Annotated in this window: 17 protein-coding genes, 2 tRNA genes, 1 pseudogene and 1 riboswitch; of the genes and pseudogenes, 11 read left to right on the top strand and 9 right to left on the bottom strand. The window is 37.8% G+C overall.

Going from position 1 to position 16,365, the window contains the following annotated elements; translation table 11 throughout:
- Nucleotides 1-37: 37 nt before the first annotated feature.
- Complete coding sequence (rpmE, locus tag AT683_RS01170; RefSeq protein ID WP_005625828.1) at nt 38-250, bottom strand: 50S ribosomal protein L31; 213 nt, start codon at nt 248-250, stop codon at nt 38-40.
- Between the two features lie 176 nt (nt 251-426).
- Here rpmE and mutY point away from each other — a divergent pair, with 176 nt between their 5' ends.
- The 5 genes from mutY to AT683_RS01145 all read left to right on the top strand — a co-directional run bounded on the left by mutY (nt 427) and on the right by AT683_RS01145 (nt 3,293).
- Nucleotides 427-1,563, top strand: coding sequence for an A/G-specific adenine glycosylase (gene mutY, locus AT683_RS01165; RefSeq protein WP_038440353.1), 1,137 nt, complete (start codon nt 427-429; stop codon nt 1,561-1,563).
- A complete protein-coding gene (locus tag AT683_RS01160) occupies nt 1,541-1,813 on the top strand; it encodes an oxidative damage protection protein (RefSeq protein WP_005648477.1) in 273 nt (90 codons plus the stop codon). Before mutY ends, AT683_RS01160 begins: the two co-directional genes overlap by 23 nt.
- A gap of 14 nt (nt 1,814-1,827) precedes the next feature.
- Complete coding sequence (mltC, locus tag AT683_RS01155) at nt 1,828-2,901, top strand: membrane-bound lytic murein transglycosylase MltC (RefSeq protein ID WP_005648474.1); 1,074 nt, start codon at nt 1,828-1,830, stop codon at nt 2,899-2,901.
- Nucleotides 2,902-3,139: 238 nt separating this feature from the next.
- Nucleotides 3,140-3,215 (top strand) — tRNA-Phe (locus AT683_RS01150).
- 2 nt (nt 3,216-3,217) lie between these two features.
- Nucleotides 3,218-3,293 (top strand) — tRNA-Asn (locus tag AT683_RS01145).
- Between the two features lie 228 nt (nt 3,294-3,521).
- Here the strand turns inward: AT683_RS01145 and AT683_RS01140 are convergent.
- Nucleotides 3,522-4,202: a metallophosphoesterase family protein gene (locus tag AT683_RS01140; RefSeq protein ID WP_005655549.1), complete on the bottom strand. Its 681-nt coding sequence runs from the start codon at nt 4,200-4,202 to the stop codon at nt 3,522-3,524.
- Nucleotides 4,199-5,440: pseudogene (gene nadR / locus AT683_RS01135) on the bottom strand (multifunctional transcriptional regulator/nicotinamide-nucleotide adenylyltransferase/ribosylnicotinamide kinase NadR); the annotation flags it as partial. The gene AT683_RS01140 and the pseudogene nadR, both read right to left, overlap by 4 nt.
- Nucleotides 5,417-5,594, top strand: a riboswitch (FMN riboswitch). It overlaps the preceding pseudogene by 24 nt.
- A gap of 88 nt (nt 5,595-5,682) precedes the next feature.
- Here nadR and ribB point away from each other — a divergent pair.
- Both ribB and AT683_RS01125 read left to right on the top strand, forming a co-directional pair.
- On the top strand, nt 5,683-6,330 hold the full coding sequence (gene ribB / locus AT683_RS01130) for a 3,4-dihydroxy-2-butanone-4-phosphate synthase (RefSeq protein WP_038440351.1): 648 nt from the start codon (nt 5,683-5,685) through the stop codon (nt 6,328-6,330).
- A 95-nt stretch (nt 6,331-6,425) separates the two neighbouring features.
- Nucleotides 6,426-7,196, top strand: a complete 771-nt coding sequence (locus AT683_RS01125) for a glycosyltransferase family 25 protein (protein ID WP_038440349.1) — start codon at nt 6,426-6,428, stop codon at nt 7,194-7,196.
- 48 nt (nt 7,197-7,244) lie between these two features.
- Here AT683_RS01125 and trmL read toward each other — a convergent pair whose 3' ends face one another.
- Entirely contained in the window at nt 7,245-7,727 is a 483-nt protein-coding gene (gene trmL, locus AT683_RS01120; protein ID WP_005644428.1) for a tRNA (uridine(34)/cytosine(34)/5-carboxymethylaminomethyluridine(34)-2'-O)-methyltransferase TrmL, read from the bottom strand.
- 9 nt (nt 7,728-7,736) lie between these two features.
- The gene (gene rsmD / locus AT683_RS01115) at nt 7,737-8,318 is read right to left on the bottom strand and encodes a 16S rRNA (guanine(966)-N(2))-methyltransferase RsmD (RefSeq protein WP_006995466.1); all 582 of its coding nucleotides are present in this window, start codon (nt 8,316-8,318) and stop codon (nt 7,737-7,739) included.
- Between the two features lie 96 nt (nt 8,319-8,414).
- Here rsmD and ftsY point away from each other — a divergent pair, with 96 nt between their 5' ends.
- The 3 genes from ftsY to ftsX are packed head-to-tail and all read left to right on the top strand — an operon-like array spanning nt 8,415 to nt 11,231.
- Complete coding sequence (ftsY, locus tag AT683_RS01110; protein ID WP_038440345.1) at nt 8,415-9,614, top strand: signal recognition particle-docking protein FtsY; 1,200 nt, start codon at nt 8,415-8,417, stop codon at nt 9,612-9,614.
- Nucleotides 9,615-9,632: 18 nt separating this feature from the next.
- A complete protein-coding gene (ftsE, locus tag AT683_RS01105; RefSeq protein WP_005648452.1) occupies nt 9,633-10,289 on the top strand; it encodes a cell division ATP-binding protein FtsE in 657 nt (218 codons plus the stop codon).
- A gap of 9 nt (nt 10,290-10,298) precedes the next feature.
- The gene (ftsX, locus tag AT683_RS01100) at nt 10,299-11,231 is read left to right on the top strand and encodes a permease-like cell division protein FtsX (protein ID WP_005660149.1); all 933 of its coding nucleotides are present in this window, start codon (nt 10,299-10,301) and stop codon (nt 11,229-11,231) included.
- A gap of 94 nt (nt 11,232-11,325) precedes the next feature.
- On the opposite strand, the gene AT683_RS01095 is transcribed toward ftsX, so the two are convergent.
- From AT683_RS01095 to atoD, 4 genes are read right to left on the bottom strand one after another with little or no spacing between them, the layout of a single operon-like run.
- The gene (locus AT683_RS01095; protein ID WP_050845996.1) at nt 11,326-12,507 is read right to left on the bottom strand and encodes an acetyl-CoA C-acetyltransferase; all 1,182 of its coding nucleotides are present in this window, start codon (nt 12,505-12,507) and stop codon (nt 11,326-11,328) included.
- Between the two features lie 14 nt (nt 12,508-12,521).
- Nucleotides 12,522-13,865 carry a TIGR00366 family protein gene (locus tag AT683_RS01090; protein ID WP_005660147.1) on the bottom strand — a complete coding sequence of 448 codons (1,344 nt, stop codon included), beginning with the start codon at nt 13,863-13,865 and terminating at the stop codon, nt 12,522-12,524.
- A 2-nt stretch (nt 13,866-13,867) separates the two neighbouring features.
- Nucleotides 13,868-14,533 carry a 3-oxoacid CoA-transferase subunit B gene (locus tag AT683_RS01085; protein ID WP_005660145.1) on the bottom strand — a complete coding sequence of 222 codons (666 nt, stop codon included), beginning with the start codon at nt 14,531-14,533 and terminating at the stop codon, nt 13,868-13,870.
- 10 nt (nt 14,534-14,543) lie between these two features.
- Complete coding sequence (atoD, locus tag AT683_RS01080; protein WP_005648442.1) at nt 14,544-15,197, bottom strand: acetate CoA-transferase subunit alpha; 654 nt, start codon at nt 15,195-15,197, stop codon at nt 14,544-14,546.
- Nucleotides 15,198-15,447: 250 nt separating this feature from the next.
- Between atoD and AT683_RS01075 the strand changes: the two genes are divergently transcribed.
- Nucleotides 15,448-16,350, top strand: a complete 903-nt coding sequence (locus AT683_RS01075) for a LysR family transcriptional regulator (RefSeq protein WP_032821878.1) — start codon at nt 15,448-15,450, stop codon at nt 16,348-16,350.
- The last annotated feature ends 15 nt before the right edge of the window (nt 16,351-16,365 follow it).

Here is a 16,365-nt window from a genome sequence, read left to right as displayed (position 1 = left end):
CCCCCGCAAATTGGCGGGGTTTTTAAACAAGTCCAAATTATTTTGTGCTTGGAATTTTGAAACGGCTGTTGAAACGCTCAACACGACCACCAGTATCAACAACACGTTGTTTACCAGTATAGAATGGGTGGCAGTTACCACACACATCAAGATTGATGTCTTTGCCTAAAGTTGAACGTGTTTTGATCACATTACCGCAAGAACAAGTCGCAGTAATTTCTTTATATTCTGGATGAATACCTTGTTTCATAGAAAAACCTCAAAATGAAGCCACGCCGCTATAGGAACTTTCTCCCCACACCGCGTGAGTGAATAATACGCCATAATTGGCACCAAATAGGTTGCGAATTATACTGAAAAAATGCAGATAAACAAGCTCTATTTTCGTGTAAAATCATCAGCATTTTTAACCGCACTTTTCTTTTTATGTTAGCAAAATCTTCCATCAATGCGCCATTTGCCAAATCTGTTTTAGCTTGGTACGACAAGTTTGGACGCAAGCATTTACCTTGGCAGCAAAATAAAACGCTTTATGGTGTATGGCTTTCTGAAGTGATGTTGCAACAAACGCAAGTTGCGACGGTAATTCCTTATTTTGAGCGGTTTATCAAAACATTTCCAAATATCACCGCACTTGCCAATGTTTCACAAGATGAAGTGTTACATTTATGGACGGGTTTAGGCTATTATGCACGAGCGCGTAATTTACATAAAGCCGCTCAAAAAGTGCGGGATGAATTTAATGGAAATTTCCCAACAAATTTTGAGCAAGTTTGGGCGTTATCTGGAGTGGGACGTTCAACTGCTGGTGCCATTTTATCTTCTGTTTTAAATCAGCCTTATCCAATTTTAGATGGTAATGTTAAACGTGTGTTGGCGCGTTATTTTGCTATTGAGGGATGGAGTGGCGAGAAAAAAGTAGAAAATCGCTTGTGGGCATTAACGGAGCAAGTTACACCTACGATGCGTGTGGCAGATTTTAATCAAGCAATGATGGACATTGGTGCAATGGTTTGCACGCGAACTAAGCCCAAATGCGATCTTTGTCCGTTAAATATAGATTGTTTGGCTTATAAAAATGCAAACTGGGAAAAATTTCCAGCTAAAAAACCTAAAAAAGCGATGCCAGAAAAAACTACCTATTTTTTAATTTTGTCGAAAAATGGCAAAGTATGTTTGGAACAGCGAGAAAACTCAGGATTATGGGGCGGATTATTTTGTTTTCCACAATTTGAAGATAAATCCTCGTTGCTTCATTTTTTAGCCCAAGAAAAAGTCACGCATTATCAAGAATGGCCGAGTTTTCGACATACATTTAGCCATTTTCATTTAGATATTCATCCAATTTATGCTGAAATGGAGAGCACTTTATGCGTAGAGCAGGCTAATTTAGACTGGCGAAAAGTGATGGAAAGCACAAAAGAATACCAATCAAACCTATCAAGTGCGGTCAAATATTGGTATGATCCACAAAATCCTGAACCGATCGGGCTGGCTCAGCCTGTGAAAAATCTTTTAATACAATTTGTAAGGAATCATTATGGCAAGAACAGTATTTTGTGAATATCTCAAAAAAGAAGCGGAAGGCTTAGATTTTCAACTTTATCCAGGAGAGTTGGGGAAGCGTATTTTTGATTCAGTAAGTAAACAGGCTTGGGGCGAATGGATTAAGAAACAAACGATGCTTGTGAATGAAAAAAAACTTAATATGATGAATGCAGAGCACCGTAAATTATTAGAACAAGAAATGGTTAATTTTTTGTTTGAAGGTAAAGATGTTCATATTGAAGGTTATGTTCCACCATCAAATTAGTTATCTATCCTACAATGAAAAAATATTTATTATTGGCATTATTGCCTTTTTTGTATGCTTGTAGTAATTCATCGAATCAAGGTATTAACTATGATGAAGCCTTTGCTAAAGACACGCAAGGGTTAGATATTCTCACAGGGCAATTCTCGCATAATATTGACCGCATTTGGGGCGTCAATGAATTGTTAGTGGCAAGCCGTAAAGATTATGTGAAATATACAGATTCTTTTTATACGCGTAGCCATGTGAGTTTTGATGAAGGTAATATCGTTATTGAAACCCAGCAAGATTTAAATCGATTACATAATGCTATTGTTCATACCTTGTTAATGGGAGCGGATGCAAAAGGTATTGATTTATTTGCATCTGGTGATGTGCCGATTAGCTCTCGTCCATTTCTTTTGGGGCAGGTTGTAGATCATCAAGGGCAACAAATTGCTAATCAAGTTATCGCAAGTAATTTCGCCACTTATTTGATTCAAAATAAATTGCAAACACGTCGGTTACAGAATGGGCATACCGTGCAATTTGTTTCTGTTCCTATGATTGCAAACCACGTAGAAGTGCGTGCACGAAAATATTTACCATTAATTCGTAAAGCTGCACAACGTTATGGCATTGATGAAAGTTTGATTTTGGGCATTATGCAAACAGAATCAAGTTTTAACCCATATGCGATTAGCTACGCAAATGCTATTGGATTAATGCAAGTTGTGCCTCATACAGCAGGTCGAGATGTATTTGCAATGAAAGGCAAAGGTGGACAGCCATCAACGCGTTATTTATATGATCCTGCGAATAATATTGATGCTGGTGTGTCTTATTTATGGATTTTGCAAAATCAATATTTAGATGGAATTACGAATCCAACCTCAAAACGTTTCGCCATGATTTCTGCATATAATAGTGGTGCAGGCGCAGTGTTACGTGTTTTTGATAATGATAAGGATACGGCGATTTACAAAATCAATCAAATGTATCCAGAACAAGTTTATCGCATTCTAACGACAGTTCACCCATCATCACAAGCACGCAATTATTTGTTGAAAGTTGATAAGGCACAGAAAAAATTCCGTGTTAGACGATAATTGAATTTTTTCAGATAATCAAAAATGCTCGCTGGCTAACACCATTGAGCATTTTTTATTAAAAAAGTGCGGTAAATTTTAAAATAGTTTTTATTATTTCGTTGTTTTAATAAACATATTGATGATTAACTATTCAAACGAAATGTTTTTTCCATTTTTTTTGAATTTAGTTATTGACCGAAAACCGAAAAAATAGTTTAATACGCCCCGTTGTCAGGCAGTAGCCAATAACGATAACGCCTCGATAGCTCAGTCGGTAGAGCAGGGGATTGAAAATCCCCGTGTCGGTGGTTCGATTCCGCCTCGAGGCACCATTTCCTCCTTAGTTCAGTCGGTAGAACGGTGGACTGTTAATCCATATGTCGCAGGTTCGAGTCCCGCAGGAGGAGCCAAATTTAGAAAGGCCGCTAAAGAGATTTAGCGGCTTTTTGCTTTCTTATATATAAAATATATAATCTTCTCTAGTCTTGTAACTATAACTAGGCATCAAAATTCAAAATGGCGTATCAATGGCGTATCAATGAGCGAGAGCCTTCTTATTTTTGATGTTACAAGCGACCTAAGTCGCTTGCGTTTAACTTAAAGAAGAAAAATGAATCGGCTTTTATTTTGGAATAGATTTATTTTTCACGATCGTCGATGGTTTGTAGCAAATAATTTCCCTCTGCATCAGCAAGACTGCGGAAACCTACATTCGTGATTTTGTAGGGATACTTTGTTCGATAAGTAAAGTTTTCGTGATGATGTCCGTGGAATACTAGCTTAACCCCCATCTTCATTGCCAAATCATTAATTACTTGGAAACCCATCGGATGTGGTTTAGGGGCTTCGTGACAAATCAACACATCTGCTTGTTGGTTTTCTAAGATTTCAATATCTGATGGAAAAATTGACGTGCGATGACGCAAAGGCACACCGCCTCGCCAAATCTTCTCCTGTGGGCTATATTGGCAATAATGAATAGGATCAAAAAACATGGGGCGATTTGGTGGCATCCAAATTTGCCCACGGAATACACCGCCTAATCCCGCAATGCGAGTTCCTTGAATATCAACTACGCGATTGTGTAAATTGCGTGATTGCCACTTAGAACCCCAAATTGCATTAAAAGCACTAATGGTTTTGCTATCATGATTTCCATGAATAAACCAAATATCACAATGTTGCGCAAGTTTATCCAACTCATCTGCTGTCGTGAGCTGTAAATCGCCTAAAATTATCAGTGCGACATTTTCCTGTTCTTTTATAAAAGGGTAAATGTGATCATAGCTTCCGTGCGGATCACCAGCAAATAAAATCATTGAGATGTCCCTTTTATAGGAAAGGTTGTGTTTTGTAATTCACTGATTTCCTCTTCATTTAACACTTTCTCAATGACTGCTTTAACTTGGTTATAGCGATCAAGATAACTTGGAGATTCAATCTCTATATAAGGAACTTTATATTTATCTAACAGTTTTTTGAGTAGTTGTTGAAATTGTTGGCGTTGTTTTTGTGAGCCTAAGCTGCGCAAGCCATCATCCACCCATTCAGTATTATTTTTAAGTAAAATAGTGACATCGAAGGGATATTCTTTAATCATTGAGTCTAAAAATGGATGAGCTTTTCCTTCATATTGAATGCAGAACGCTTGCGTGGTAATGAAATCCGTATCAATAAATGCAATTTTATGAGAATGGCGCACGGCATAATCAATGTATCGTTGATGACCAAGCGCCATTTGCGGATAGTCAGAATATTGCATCGCTTGCTCGTCGCCACCGAGCTTTTCAAATACAAATTCACGCCCGTATTCCCACGCAGAAGTGGTATTAAATACGGCGGCTAACTTATTCACAAGCACGCTTTTACCACTGCTTTCTCCCCCTAAAATCGCCACCGTTTTGGCAAAGAAAGGACGAGCTTCTTTCGGAATAAACTTCCAATATTGGAATGGAGTGGTGCGAATTTTTGTGGCGGACACATTAAAGAAAGTGCGGTCAGGATCGACTAACGAAACTTCTAAACCTAAGTATTTCTCGTAAGGCGCTTTATCTTGAGGTTCGCTACTAAATACGATTGAAGGTTCAAAATGTTTTTCATGAAATAGGGTTTTAACTGCTTCACTCCAAGATTGCCAGCCGTTTGGATAACTTGGAATACCGTCTTCAATCAAATGATGAATAAAAATCTGATTTTTTTGATATTTGAAAATTTGCTGCATCCAACGCAAACGATCTTGCACGGTTGGCATGCGTTTCATTTTACTATCGTAAAATAATTTCAAATCGCGCACCGTGTCACTACACACGATAACGTGTAGTTCATCGACTTTACTGAACGCTTCATAAATCATATTTATATGACCTGTGTGTACAGGATAAAATTTCCCGAAAATGACACCGACTTTTTTCTCTTTTGTTTTTGACATAATCTGCTCTTGATAGCGTAAGAATTGAGTGTGTTTATTGTAGGCTAAATGAAAATATTTTTCACGTTCTGATTTAGTGCCTAGGTATTTTGCGTTATACTTAGCTCGCATTCTCAGGGCAGGGTGAAATTCCCTACCGGTGGTAAAGCCCACGAGCGTTTAAAAGTGCGGTCAATTTTTGGCAAATTTTTCCAGCTAAATTGTCCTAATTTTCACTTTTAAAGTCAGCAGATTTGGTGAAATTCCAAAGCCGACAGTAAAGTCTGGATGAAAGAGAATAAAACGAGTTGGGTTCCCAAATCGTTCATTTTATTTGCATTTCTCAGCCCTGATTCTGGTATTTAATTGAAATCTCAAATTAGGAAATTACTATGAATCAGTCAATTTTATCTCCATTCGGCAACACCGCTGAAGAACGCGTACTTAATGCAATTAATGCCTTTAAAAATGGAACTGGCGTATTAGTTTTAGATGATGAAGATCGTGAAAATGAAGGCGATTTAATTTTCCCAGCAGAAACAATCACGCCAGAACAAATGGCAAAATTAATTCGTTATGGCAGTGGCATTGTTTGTTTATGCATTACTGATGAACGTTGCCAACAACTCGATTTACCGCCAATGGTAGAACACAATAATAGCGTAAACAAAACGGCTTTTACTGTGACGATTGAAGCCGCGAAAGGTGTTTCTACAGGCGTATCTGCCGCAGACCGAGTCACAACCATTAAAACCGCGATTGCGGATAATGCAGTTCCAACAGATTTACATCGTCCCGGTCATGTCTTCCCACTTCGAGCCGCAAATGGTGGCGTACTTACTCGTCGCGGACACACAGAAGCTTCCGTTGATTTAGCGCGTCTGGCAGGATTTAAAGAAGCAAGCGTTATTTGTGAAATCACGAATGACGACGGCACAATGGGGCGCACCCCCGAAATTGTAGAATTTGCAAAGAAATTTGGTTATTCTGTGCTTACCATTGAAGATTTGGTTGAATATCGTTTAGCACATAATATTTAATTTTAGAGAGAAAAGTGCGGTTAAAATTTCTATGATTTTTCACTGCACTTGTTATACTATATCGTTCCATCTTTTTATTTATTTTGGTAACTTTTATGCACAGTACAGCACAGCACAATTATGTTATTAGTTTAACGACTGAACAAAAACGCCGAAAACATATTACAGAAGAATTCGGTAAGCAGAATATTCCTTTCGCATTTTTTGATGCTATCACGCCCGAAATTATTGAAGAAACTGCTAAAAAATTTAATATTACATTAGATCGTTCTCCTAAAGCCAAGTTATCGGATGAAGAAATTGGTTGTGCATTAAGCCATATTGTTTTATGGGATGTAGCATTAGAAAATAATTTAAACTATATCAATATCTTTGAAGATGATATTCATCTCGGAGAAAATGCTAAAGAATTATTAGAAATTGATTATATTTCTGATGATATTCATGTCTTAAAATTAGAAGCAAATGGCAAAATGTTCTTTAAACAGCCACAATCTGTAAAATGCGATAGAAATATTTATCCTATGACAGTGAAACAATCAGGATGTGCGGGATATACTGTTACAGCGAAAGGGGCTAAATATTTACTTGAATTAGTAAAAAATAAACCACTTGATGTAGCAGTTGATTCCCTTGTTTTTGAGGATTTTTTACATTTTAAAGATTATAAAATAGTACAACTTTCCCCCGGTATTTGCGTTCAAGATTTTGTGTTGCATCCAGAGAATCCTTTTGAAAGTAGTTTAAAAGAAGGACGAGCTAGAGTACACGGAAATCAACGCAAGTTCTCTATTTTAGAAAAAATTAAAAACGAATTTGGACGAGTAAAAAGAAAAATGTTTGGAAAACAAGTTCCATTTAAATAACAAAAGTGCGGTTAAAAATCTTATTAAATTTTAACCGCACTTTTTTGTTTATTTTACTTCTGGTAAATTTACCGCACCTTTATAGCCTAATTGTCGCCACGCTTCATAAACCGTTACTGCAACCGAATTAGACAAGTTCATACTGCGGCTATTGGCTGTCATTGGAATGCGGATTTTTTGTTCCATCGGCATTTCATTTAAAATTGACATCGGAATGCCACGAGTTTCTGGGCCAAACATTAAATAATCCCCAAGTTCAAATTTCACTTGGCTATGAGCTGGACTGCCTTTTGTTGTAAGTGCAAAAAGGCGTTTGGGTTTTTCGCTTTCTAAAAAGGCTTCAAAGGTTTTGTGGCGTTTGATTTCCGCAAATTCGTGATAATCCAAACCTGAGCGGCGTAAGCGTTTATCATCCCAAGTGAAACCTAGGGGTTCAATTAAGTGCAAGCGAAATCCTGTATTGGCACAAAGGCGAATAATGTTCCCCGTATTTTGTGGGATTTCTGGTTCATATAAAACAATATCTAACATAATTTTTCTCTAATTCTGATATAAACGATAACTCACCATTCCTGTGGTTTTTTCTTTCAATAACGTCCAGTTTTCAGGCGTGGTGAGTGGTTTGTCTTTCTCTGTTTCTACGTAAATTAACGCATTGGGTTTTAGCCAATTATTTTCACAAAGCAAGTTAATTGCTTGTTCTGCCAAATTAAAATGAAAGGGTGGATCCAAAAACACGACATCAAAGTGCGGTTGATTTTGTGGCTGTTTTAGAAAATCCAAACTACTTTGATTAATCACTTCAGCCTGTTCTGATGAGCATTTGAGCGTTTGTAAATTCTTTTTTAATTGATTGGCAACGGTTTTATCTAATTCTAAAAAAGTCACCTTTTTTGCTTGGCGAGAAAGTGCTTCAAAACCTAACGAACCACTCCCCGCAAAGCCATCTAAACATTCAGATTGGTGGATATAAGGCATTAACCAATTAAAAAGCGTTTCTTTCACTCTATCGCCAGTTGGGCGTAAGCCTTCAGAATTTAATACAGGAAGTTTTCGCCCTCGCCATAGCCCTGCAATAATGCGAACCTCGCCCTTTGCATTTGGCGTTTGTATTTTTTTCATAAAGATTCGATTTTTATTGAAAATTGTGCTTAGTTTAGACGATTTTTTGCTAGAATGAACGACATTTTTATCGGATTACAGTTAAGAGAGCATTTTATGGCTGAAGAAAATAAAAAAGGCGGATTTTGGGCATCGTTATTTGGACGTAATAAAAAGCAAGATGAACCTAAAATTGAGCCAATAATTGAAGAAGAAAAGATTACAGATATCGAGCCGTCTATTGAAAAATTTGAAGCTAATGATTTAGTCGAAGAAGAAAAAATACAGGAAATTTCAACCGCACTTGAGCCGATTGAAGAAATCATCGAAGCGAAAAAGTTAGAAGATGAGCTTCAGCCTGTTGCTGAAATTGAAACTCGCGAAAAGCCAAGTGAAGGGGGCTTTTTTAGTCGTTTGGTTAAGGGATTACTGAAAACTAAACAAAATATTGGTGCAGGTTTTCGTAGTTTTTTCTTAGGAAAGAAAATTGATGATGAGTTGTTTGAAGAATTAGAAGAACAACTGTTGATTGCGGATATTGGCGTGCCGACAACAAGTAAAATCATCAAAAATTTGACTGAACACGCAAGTCGCAAAGAATTACAAGATGCTGAGCTTTTATATCAACAATTAAAAGTAGAAATGGCGGATATTCTTGAGCCAGTAGCACAACCTTTAGAGATTGATAGCACGAAAAAACCTTATGTGATTTTAATGGTGGGCGTAAATGGCGTGGGTAAAACAACGACAATTGGTAAGCTCGCACGTAAATTTCAGGCTGAAGGAAAATCGGTGATGCTCGCAGCAGGTGATACTTTCCGCGCAGCGGCTGTTGAGCAGCTTCAAGTTTGGGGAGAACGCAATCATATTCCAGTTGTTGCGCAAAGCACGGGCTCTGATTCTGCGTCTGTGATTTTTGATGCGATGCAATCAGCGGCTGCACGCAATATTGATATTCTTATTGCGGATACGGCGGGTCGTTTACAAAATAAAAATAACTTAATGGACGAACTGAAAAAAATTGTTCGTGTTATGAAAAAATATGATGAAACTGCGCCACATGAAATTATGCTTACGCTGGATGCTGGTACGGGACAAAATGCCATTAGCCAAGCGAAGTTATTTAATGAGGCTGTGGGTTTAACAGGAATCTCTCTAACTAAATTAGATGGCACGGCAAAAGGTGGCGTGATTTTTGCCATAGCCGATCAGTTTAAGTTGCCTATTCGCTATATCGGTGTAGGCGAGAAAATTGAAGATTTACGTGAGTTTAATGCGAAAGAATTTATTGAGGCATTATTCATTCATGAAGAATAAAAAGAATAAGGAAAAATTGTGATTAAGTTCTCAAATGTTTCTAAAGCCTATCATGGTGCAACACAGCCCGCCTTACAAGGCTTGAATTTTCATCTTCCAGTGGGAAGTATGACTTACTTAGTTGGGCATTCAGGCGCAGGGAAAAGTACATTACTCAAGCTTATTATGGGGATGGAAAAAGCCAACGCGGGTCAAATTTGGTTTAACGGGCATGATATTACTCGCTTGTCAAAATATGAAATTCCATTTCTGCGTCGCCAAATTGGTATGGTTCATCAAGATTATCGTTTATTAACAGATCGTACTGTAGTGGAAAATGTGGCATTGCCGTTGATTATTGCAGGTATGCATCCAAAAGATGCAAATACTCGAGCAATGGCATCTTTAGATCGTGTAGGATTGCGTAATAAAGCCCACTATTTGCCTCCGCAAATTTCTGGCGGAGAACAGCAACGCGTTGATATTGCGCGTGCGATTGTGCATAAACCTCAACTCTTATTGGCAGATGAACCAACGGGTAATTTAGACGATGAACTTTCCGTGGGGATTTTTAATTTGTTTGAAGAATTTAATCGTCTAGGAATGACTGTGTTAATTGCTACTCACGACATTAATTTAATTCAACAAAAACCAAAACCTTGTCTTGTGCTTGAACAAGGTTATTTACGTTATTAAGGAATAATCATGAGCCGATCAACGGATGCATCTGTTTTTGTTCAAACAGCCTATACTTTGCGTGCAGTATGGGCGGATTTATGGCAACGTAAATTTGGCACGCTGCTCACGATTTTAGTGATTGCCGTTTCGCTTACGATCCCAACTGTGAGCTATTTAATGTGGAAAAATTTGCATTTAGCCACCACTCAATTTTATCCTGAAAGTGAATTGACTATTTATCTTCATAAAAATTTAAGTGAGGAAAACGCGAATTTAGTGGTAGAAAAAATCCGCCAGCAAAAAGGCGTAGAATCGCTGAATTATGTTTCTCGTCAAGAAAGTTTAAAGGAATTTAAAAGCTGGTCTGGCTTTGGCGAAGAATTAGAAATTTTAGATGATAATCCATTGCCTGCGGTCGTTATTGTAAAACCGACGAGCGAATTTAATGTTTCAGAAAAACGTGACGAATTACGTACCAATTTAAATAAAATTAAAGGCGTGCAAGAAGTTCGCTTAGATAACGATTGGATGGAAAAATTAACCGCACTTTCATGGTTAATCGCCCATGTGGCAATTTTCTGCACTGTATTAATGACGATAGCGGTATTTTTAGTTATTGGTAACAGTATTCGCTCTGATGTGTACAGTAGCCGCTCAAGTATTGATGTGATGAAATTGCTTGGTGCAACAGATCAGTTTATCCTTCGTCCTTATCTTTATACTGGGATGATTTATGCCCTGTTAGGTGGGTTAGTTGCAGCAATTTTTAGTAGCTTTATTATCAGCTATTTTACTTCTGCGGTGAAATATGTAACGGATATTTTTGCCGTCCAATTCAGTTTGAATGGATTAGGCGTTGGCGAATTTGTATTCTTATTAGTGTGCTGTTTAATTATGGGCTATGTTGGGGCGTGGATTGCCGCAACAAGGCATATTGCGATGATGGAGAGGAAAGAATAATTGGATATCAAAAGAAAAGCGAATTTCTTAAAAGAAATTCGCTTTTTTAGTTAGAAGTGAAATATTTCGCTGTTGTAGTTTAGGAAGTAAATAGTTATAAGCGTTCTACAATCATAGAAATACCTTGACCACCGCCAATACAAAGTGTAGCAAGTCCAAGTTTTTTATCTTTTTCGATAAGATTGTGCAATAACGTTACTAAAATCCTTGCACCACTCGCGCCGATTGGATGCCCAAGTGCGATAGCTCCACCATGAATATTGGTTTTATTCATATCCAAATTGAGATCTTTGCCAACACCTAAGAACTGTGAGGCAAAGGCTTCATTTGCTTCTATCAGATCGATATCATCAAGATTTATTCCTGCTTTTTTCAATGCTTTTTGCGTTGCTGGAACTGGACCTAATCCCATAACAGATGGATCTACCCCACCGCTGGCATAGCTTCTAATTTTTGCAATGGCTTTTAATCCAAGTGCATGAGCTTTGCTTTCGCTAACTAAAATAAGTGCTGCAGCACCATCATTAATGCCAGAAGCGTTACCTGCGGTGACAGTACCCTCTTTTTTGAAAGCAGGTTTTAATTTAGCTAAACCTTCAGCTGTAGTATCTGCTTTAGGATACTCGTCTCGTGAAACAATAATGTCACCTTTGCGAGTTTTTACCATAACAGGGATAATTTCCTTATCAAATACACCTAATTGCACGGCTTGAGATGCTAAGGTTTGTGAACGTAATGCGAGTGCATCTTGTGCTTGGCGGCTAATACCATATTGTTCTGCAATATTTTCGGCAGTAATCCCCATATGATAGTGATTGCTAGCACAAGTTAGTCCGTCTTCAATCATTGTGTCCCTTAATGTGAGATTACCCATTTTGACGCCTTGTCGTACTTTGCTATCTAAAAGATAAGGTGCTTGGCTCATATTTTCCATGCCACCCACAACAACAATATCAGCATCACCACTGATAATAGACTGTGCACCTAATGCGACACTTTTTAGACCAGATCCACATACTTTATTGATTGTTAAAGAAGGGATTTCTTTCTCTATTCCTGCTTTTAATGCTGCTTGACGGGCTGGATTTTGCCCTAGTCCTGCTTGTAATACGTTCCCCATGATGACTTCATTAACTAATGCACTTTCAATGTTGGCACGTTTGATGGCTTCTTGTATCACAATTGCGCCTAAATCAACCGCACTTACGGAAGATAATGCACCATTAAAGCTGCCGATCGGTGTTCTAACTGCACTAACAATAACAACATTTTCCATTTTTAACTCCTTTTCTATAAGAAATATAAACCAATAATAAAAATTGGTGCGGTGAAGATAAGTGCGGTCATACAGAAGCCCATAATATCTCTCACGCCAAGCCCTGCGATACCCAGTGCTGGTAATGCCCAAAATGGCTGAGCCATGTTCATCCATTGCTCACCATAGGCAATTGCCATTGTAGACTTACCCAGATCTGTACCTAATGCTTGAGCAGCAGGGATAACAAATGGTCCTTGGATGACCCAGTGACCGCCACCAGAAGGCACTGCAAAGTTAATAAAGGCAGAACTAAAGAAGGTTAATAATGGGAAAGAATCTTTGTTAGCAACATTGATAAAGAATTCTGTGATTAAACCACCTAAGCCTGAATGCTCCATCATTAGTTGCACACCCGCATAGAATGGGAATTGCACTAAGATCCCTGCTGTGCTTCTTGTGGCATTAATAATTGCTCGCATATAGGCCATTGGCGAGCCATGAAGCACAATTCCTGTGATTAAGAAAATAAGGTTTACATTATTAATTGTGAGATTGAATCCGTTTTTGTAGAAATACATACCGAGGTAACTATATCCTAATGCCCCGATTGTATAGGCTAAGAAGCGGCTTTCTTCCATTTTTTCAGCAAGTGTTGCATCTTTATCCAATTTTTTATCAAATGTTGGATCGGGCGCAATAAGTTTTGGATCAATACTTTTTGCTTCGCCATTTTTGGGCATCATCATATAGGTAATGAAAGGCAAGCAAATGACTAAACTTAACGTGATAAAAATATTGTACCCAGAGAAAAGCGTACTAACTGCAGGAATAATACCTTGTGGGTTGCTTTCGCTCACCATTAAATGAGCAACTGGGTTGCCTGGTGTTGCGGCTAAAAGTGGCATTGAGCCTGAAAAACCTCCACCCCATGTCATAAATGCAATATAGGCGCAGGCAATCAGTAAGGCGTAGTCACTGCCTTTTATTCTCCGCGCGACTTCTTTTGCAAACATCGCACCAACGACCAAACCGAAGCCCCAGTTAATGATACAGGCAATTGAACCCATAAACGTAACTAAGACAACACCTTGTGCTGGTGTTTTTGCTATTGAAGCGATTGTAGAAAGAAACTTACGAATTTGTGGTGAGGTTGCAAGAGCATTACCAGTTACGACAATTAATGCCATTTGCATACCAAAACCAAGTAAATTCCAAAAGCCATTACCCCACATATTAACTAAATCAACAGGTGTACTATCGGTTAATCCCCAAGCACAAATGAATGTGACAAAGGTGCGTAACACGGCAAAAATAAGTGGGTCTGGCAGGTATTTACTGACGAATGTCGTCATAAAACGAGAAACGCGACTAATCATAATTAAAGTCCTTTCTGGCTGATTTGCATTTCTTTGAAATCATCGGCAACAATGAAATCGGCTTCTGTTTTGGCTTTAATTGTTTCTAAATCCACATGAGGAGCATGTTCTTTTAGAACTAATCTGCCTTCAATGAAGTTAAATACTGCCAATTCGGTAACCACCATGGCAACTTTTTTACTTGCTGTGAGCGGTAATGTACATTTCTTTAGAATTTTTGAGGAACCTGACTTGGCACAATGTTCCATGCCAATAATCACTTTTTTTGCACCAGTCACTAAGTCCATTGCTCCGCCCATTCCTGGTACCATTTTGCCAGGCACCATCCAGTTAGCGAGATTTGCTTCTTGATCAACTTCAAGTCCACCTAGCACACAGGCATCAACATGACCGCCACGAATTAAAGCGAAAGAAAAAGCACTATCAAAAGTAGCGCCGCCTTTTTTAATTCCACAAGGCTGACCACCAGCATTTACTAAGTTTGAATTAGCATTTTCTGGGTCAAATGCAGTTAAACCAAGAAAGCCATTTTCTGATTGAAGTGTAATATTGACATTATCAGGTAAATAATTAACAACCTGTGTTGGTAAACCAATACCGAGATTAACAATATCTCCATCATGTAATTCCATCGCAATTCGGCGAGCGATTAATTCTTTTGCATTCATGGCGTTCTCCTTATTCTGAACAAACAATGTAATCAATTAATGCGGCTGGCGTGATGACTTCATCTGGGGGTAACTGACCGACCTCTAGTAGATTATCAACTTGGGCAATGACAGTTTTGGCTGCTAAAGCAACTAGTGGATTAAAGTTCCTAGCAGATAATTCATAAGCTAAATTGCCATTCATGTCACCTTTTTGAGCATGGATAATGGCAATATCAGCTTTTAGTGGGAGTTCAAGTAAATATTCTTTGCCATCAATTTGAATTTTTTGTTTTCCTTCTTCAACAACAGTGCCGACACCCGTTGGTGTTAAAATACCACCTAATCCGGCGCCACCTGCACGAATCCGTTCAGCTAAGGTACCCTGTGGAACGAGTTCTACATCTATTTCACCAGCAATCATTTTTTTGCCAGTTTCTGGATTTGTACCAATATGGGATGTAATTAAACGTTTGACTCGATTATTTACAATTAAAGGCCCTACGCCAGTGTCAATAAAGGCTGTGTCATTGCCTATGAGTGTGAGATCCTTTACGCCAGAATCTAAGATTTGTTGGACAAGTTTGGCTGGAGTGCCGATACCCATAAATCCACCAAACATGATGCTCATACCATCATGTAGGTGTTGATTTAGATTATTAAGCTTAAGATGTTTTTGTGTCATAGAGACCTCCTAATAACGAGATTAAAAGAAAGAATATCAACAAATAAGTATCTTATATTTCAAATGGATATGTTTCTTGTGATGATCCTTGATAGGCAATAAAGGAACTAGATTGATATTAAAAATAGCAAAAAAAATTTCGTAAAAGAAATACATCTTTCTTAGGCGGGTATAAGTTATTTTGATAGTGTTTTAAACAATCCTTGTGCTATATTTTGTAAAAATGGCAGTCCTTAGGGGGGTGAAAATGATGGATATTAGGCATCTAAGATATTTTGTTTCAATCGTAGATAATGATTTTAATTTAAGCCGAGCGTCTCAAAATTTATATGTGTCTCAACCTGCATTAAGTATGATGATTACGGAGTTTGAGAATCGTGAAAATATTCAGATATTTAAACGGGCATCAGGAAAAATTATTGGACTAACCTTTGCGGGGGAAAATTATTATCGTGATGCAAAAGAAGTGATCAAGCGTTACAATGATATGAGAACAAATCTTTATAAATCAAAAGATTGTAAGAAAGGCACGATAACAATTGGTATTCCTCCCTTAGTTTTATCAGCCGTGTTCTCTTCTGTATTGCCTCATCTTATTCTTAAGAATCCAGATATTAATTTTATTATTAAAGAAATTGGAGCTTATGCTCTAAAGAGTGAACTTCTTTTAGATAAAGTTGATTTAGCCGTGTTGTTATATCCCGAGCGAATATCAAAAAATATTATTGATTCAATTGAAATTCATAGTTCTGAATTAGCCTTATTTCTTTCACCAAAGCATGTCTTAGCAAAAAAACAACAAATCACATGGGCTGATTTACATCAGCAGAAAATGGCAATTTTTGATCAAACATTTATGATTCATCATCATTTGAAGGAAGCTTTTGAGCGCAATAATTGTTATCCAGATATTGTTTTGGATTCGAGTTGTTGGGATTTTCTGCTAAGTGCGGTCAAAACAAACAAAGAATTATTAACTATTCTACCGTTACCTATGGCTGAGCTTTATCATTCAAAAGAATTTTTGTGTCGTAAAATCGAAAGTCCTGTTCCGTGGAAAGTGACACTATGTCGTCAAAGAAAAACGGTTTACACACACCTTGAAGAATATATTTTTGATAAATTATTAGAGGCTTTTAGGCCAACAAAATAGTTAAAATAAAAGCTT

It is taken from the genome of Haemophilus influenzae (assembly GCF_001457655.1).
In the GTDB taxonomy this organism is placed as follows: domain Bacteria; phylum Pseudomonadota; class Gammaproteobacteria; order Enterobacterales; family Pasteurellaceae; genus Haemophilus; species Haemophilus influenzae.
This window is presented reverse-complemented; position numbering and strand designations above follow the sequence as displayed.

Excerpts from the sequence above, each read along its gene's own strand:
- AT683_RS01095 (WP_050845996.1), bottom strand. The coding sequence starts at position 12,507 with ATGGAAAATGTTGTTATTGTTAGTGCAGTTAGAACACCGATCGGCAGC.
- AT683_RS01085 (WP_005660145.1), bottom strand. The coding sequence starts at position 14,533 with ATGAATGCAAAAGAATTAATCGCTCGCCGAATTGCGATGGAATTACAT.
- AT683_RS01125 (WP_038440349.1), top strand. The coding sequence starts at position 6,426 with ATGCACAGTACAGCACAGCACAATTATGTTATTAGTTTAACGACTGAA.
- AT683_RS01140 (WP_005655549.1), bottom strand. The coding sequence starts at position 4,202 with ATGATTTTATTTGCTGGTGATCCGCACGGAAGCTATGATCACATTTAC.
- atoD (WP_005648442.1), bottom strand. The coding sequence starts at position 15,197 with ATGACACAAAAACATCTTAAGCTTAATAATCTAAATCAACACCTACAT.
- mltC (WP_005648474.1), top strand. The coding sequence starts at position 1,828 with ATGAAAAAATATTTATTATTGGCATTATTGCCTTTTTTGTATGCTTGT.
- ribB (WP_038440351.1), top strand. The coding sequence starts at position 5,683 with ATGAATCAGTCAATTTTATCTCCATTCGGCAACACCGCTGAAGAACGC.
- trmL (WP_005644428.1), bottom strand. The coding sequence starts at position 7,727 with ATGTTAGATATTGTTTTATATGAACCAGAAATCCCACAAAATACGGGG.
- AT683_RS01075 (WP_032821878.1), top strand. The coding sequence starts at position 15,448 with ATGGATATTAGGCATCTAAGATATTTTGTTTCAATCGTAGATAATGAT.
- AT683_RS01160 (WP_005648477.1), top strand. The coding sequence starts at position 1,541 with ATGGCAAGAACAGTATTTTGTGAATATCTCAAAAAAGAAGCGGAAGGC.
- rpmE (WP_005625828.1), bottom strand. The coding sequence starts at position 250 with ATGAAACAAGGTATTCATCCAGAATATAAAGAAATTACTGCGACTTGT.
- ftsX (WP_005660149.1), top strand. The coding sequence starts at position 10,299 with ATGAGCCGATCAACGGATGCATCTGTTTTTGTTCAAACAGCCTATACT.
- ftsY (WP_038440345.1), top strand. The coding sequence starts at position 8,415 with ATGGCTGAAGAAAATAAAAAAGGCGGATTTTGGGCATCGTTATTTGGA.
- rsmD (WP_006995466.1), bottom strand. The coding sequence starts at position 8,318 with ATGAAAAAAATACAAACGCCAAATGCAAAGGGCGAGGTTCGCATTATT.
- mutY (WP_038440353.1), top strand. The coding sequence starts at position 427 with ATGTTAGCAAAATCTTCCATCAATGCGCCATTTGCCAAATCTGTTTTA.
- AT683_RS01090 (WP_005660147.1), bottom strand. The coding sequence starts at position 13,865 with ATGATTAGTCGCGTTTCTCGTTTTATGACGACATTCGTCAGTAAATAC.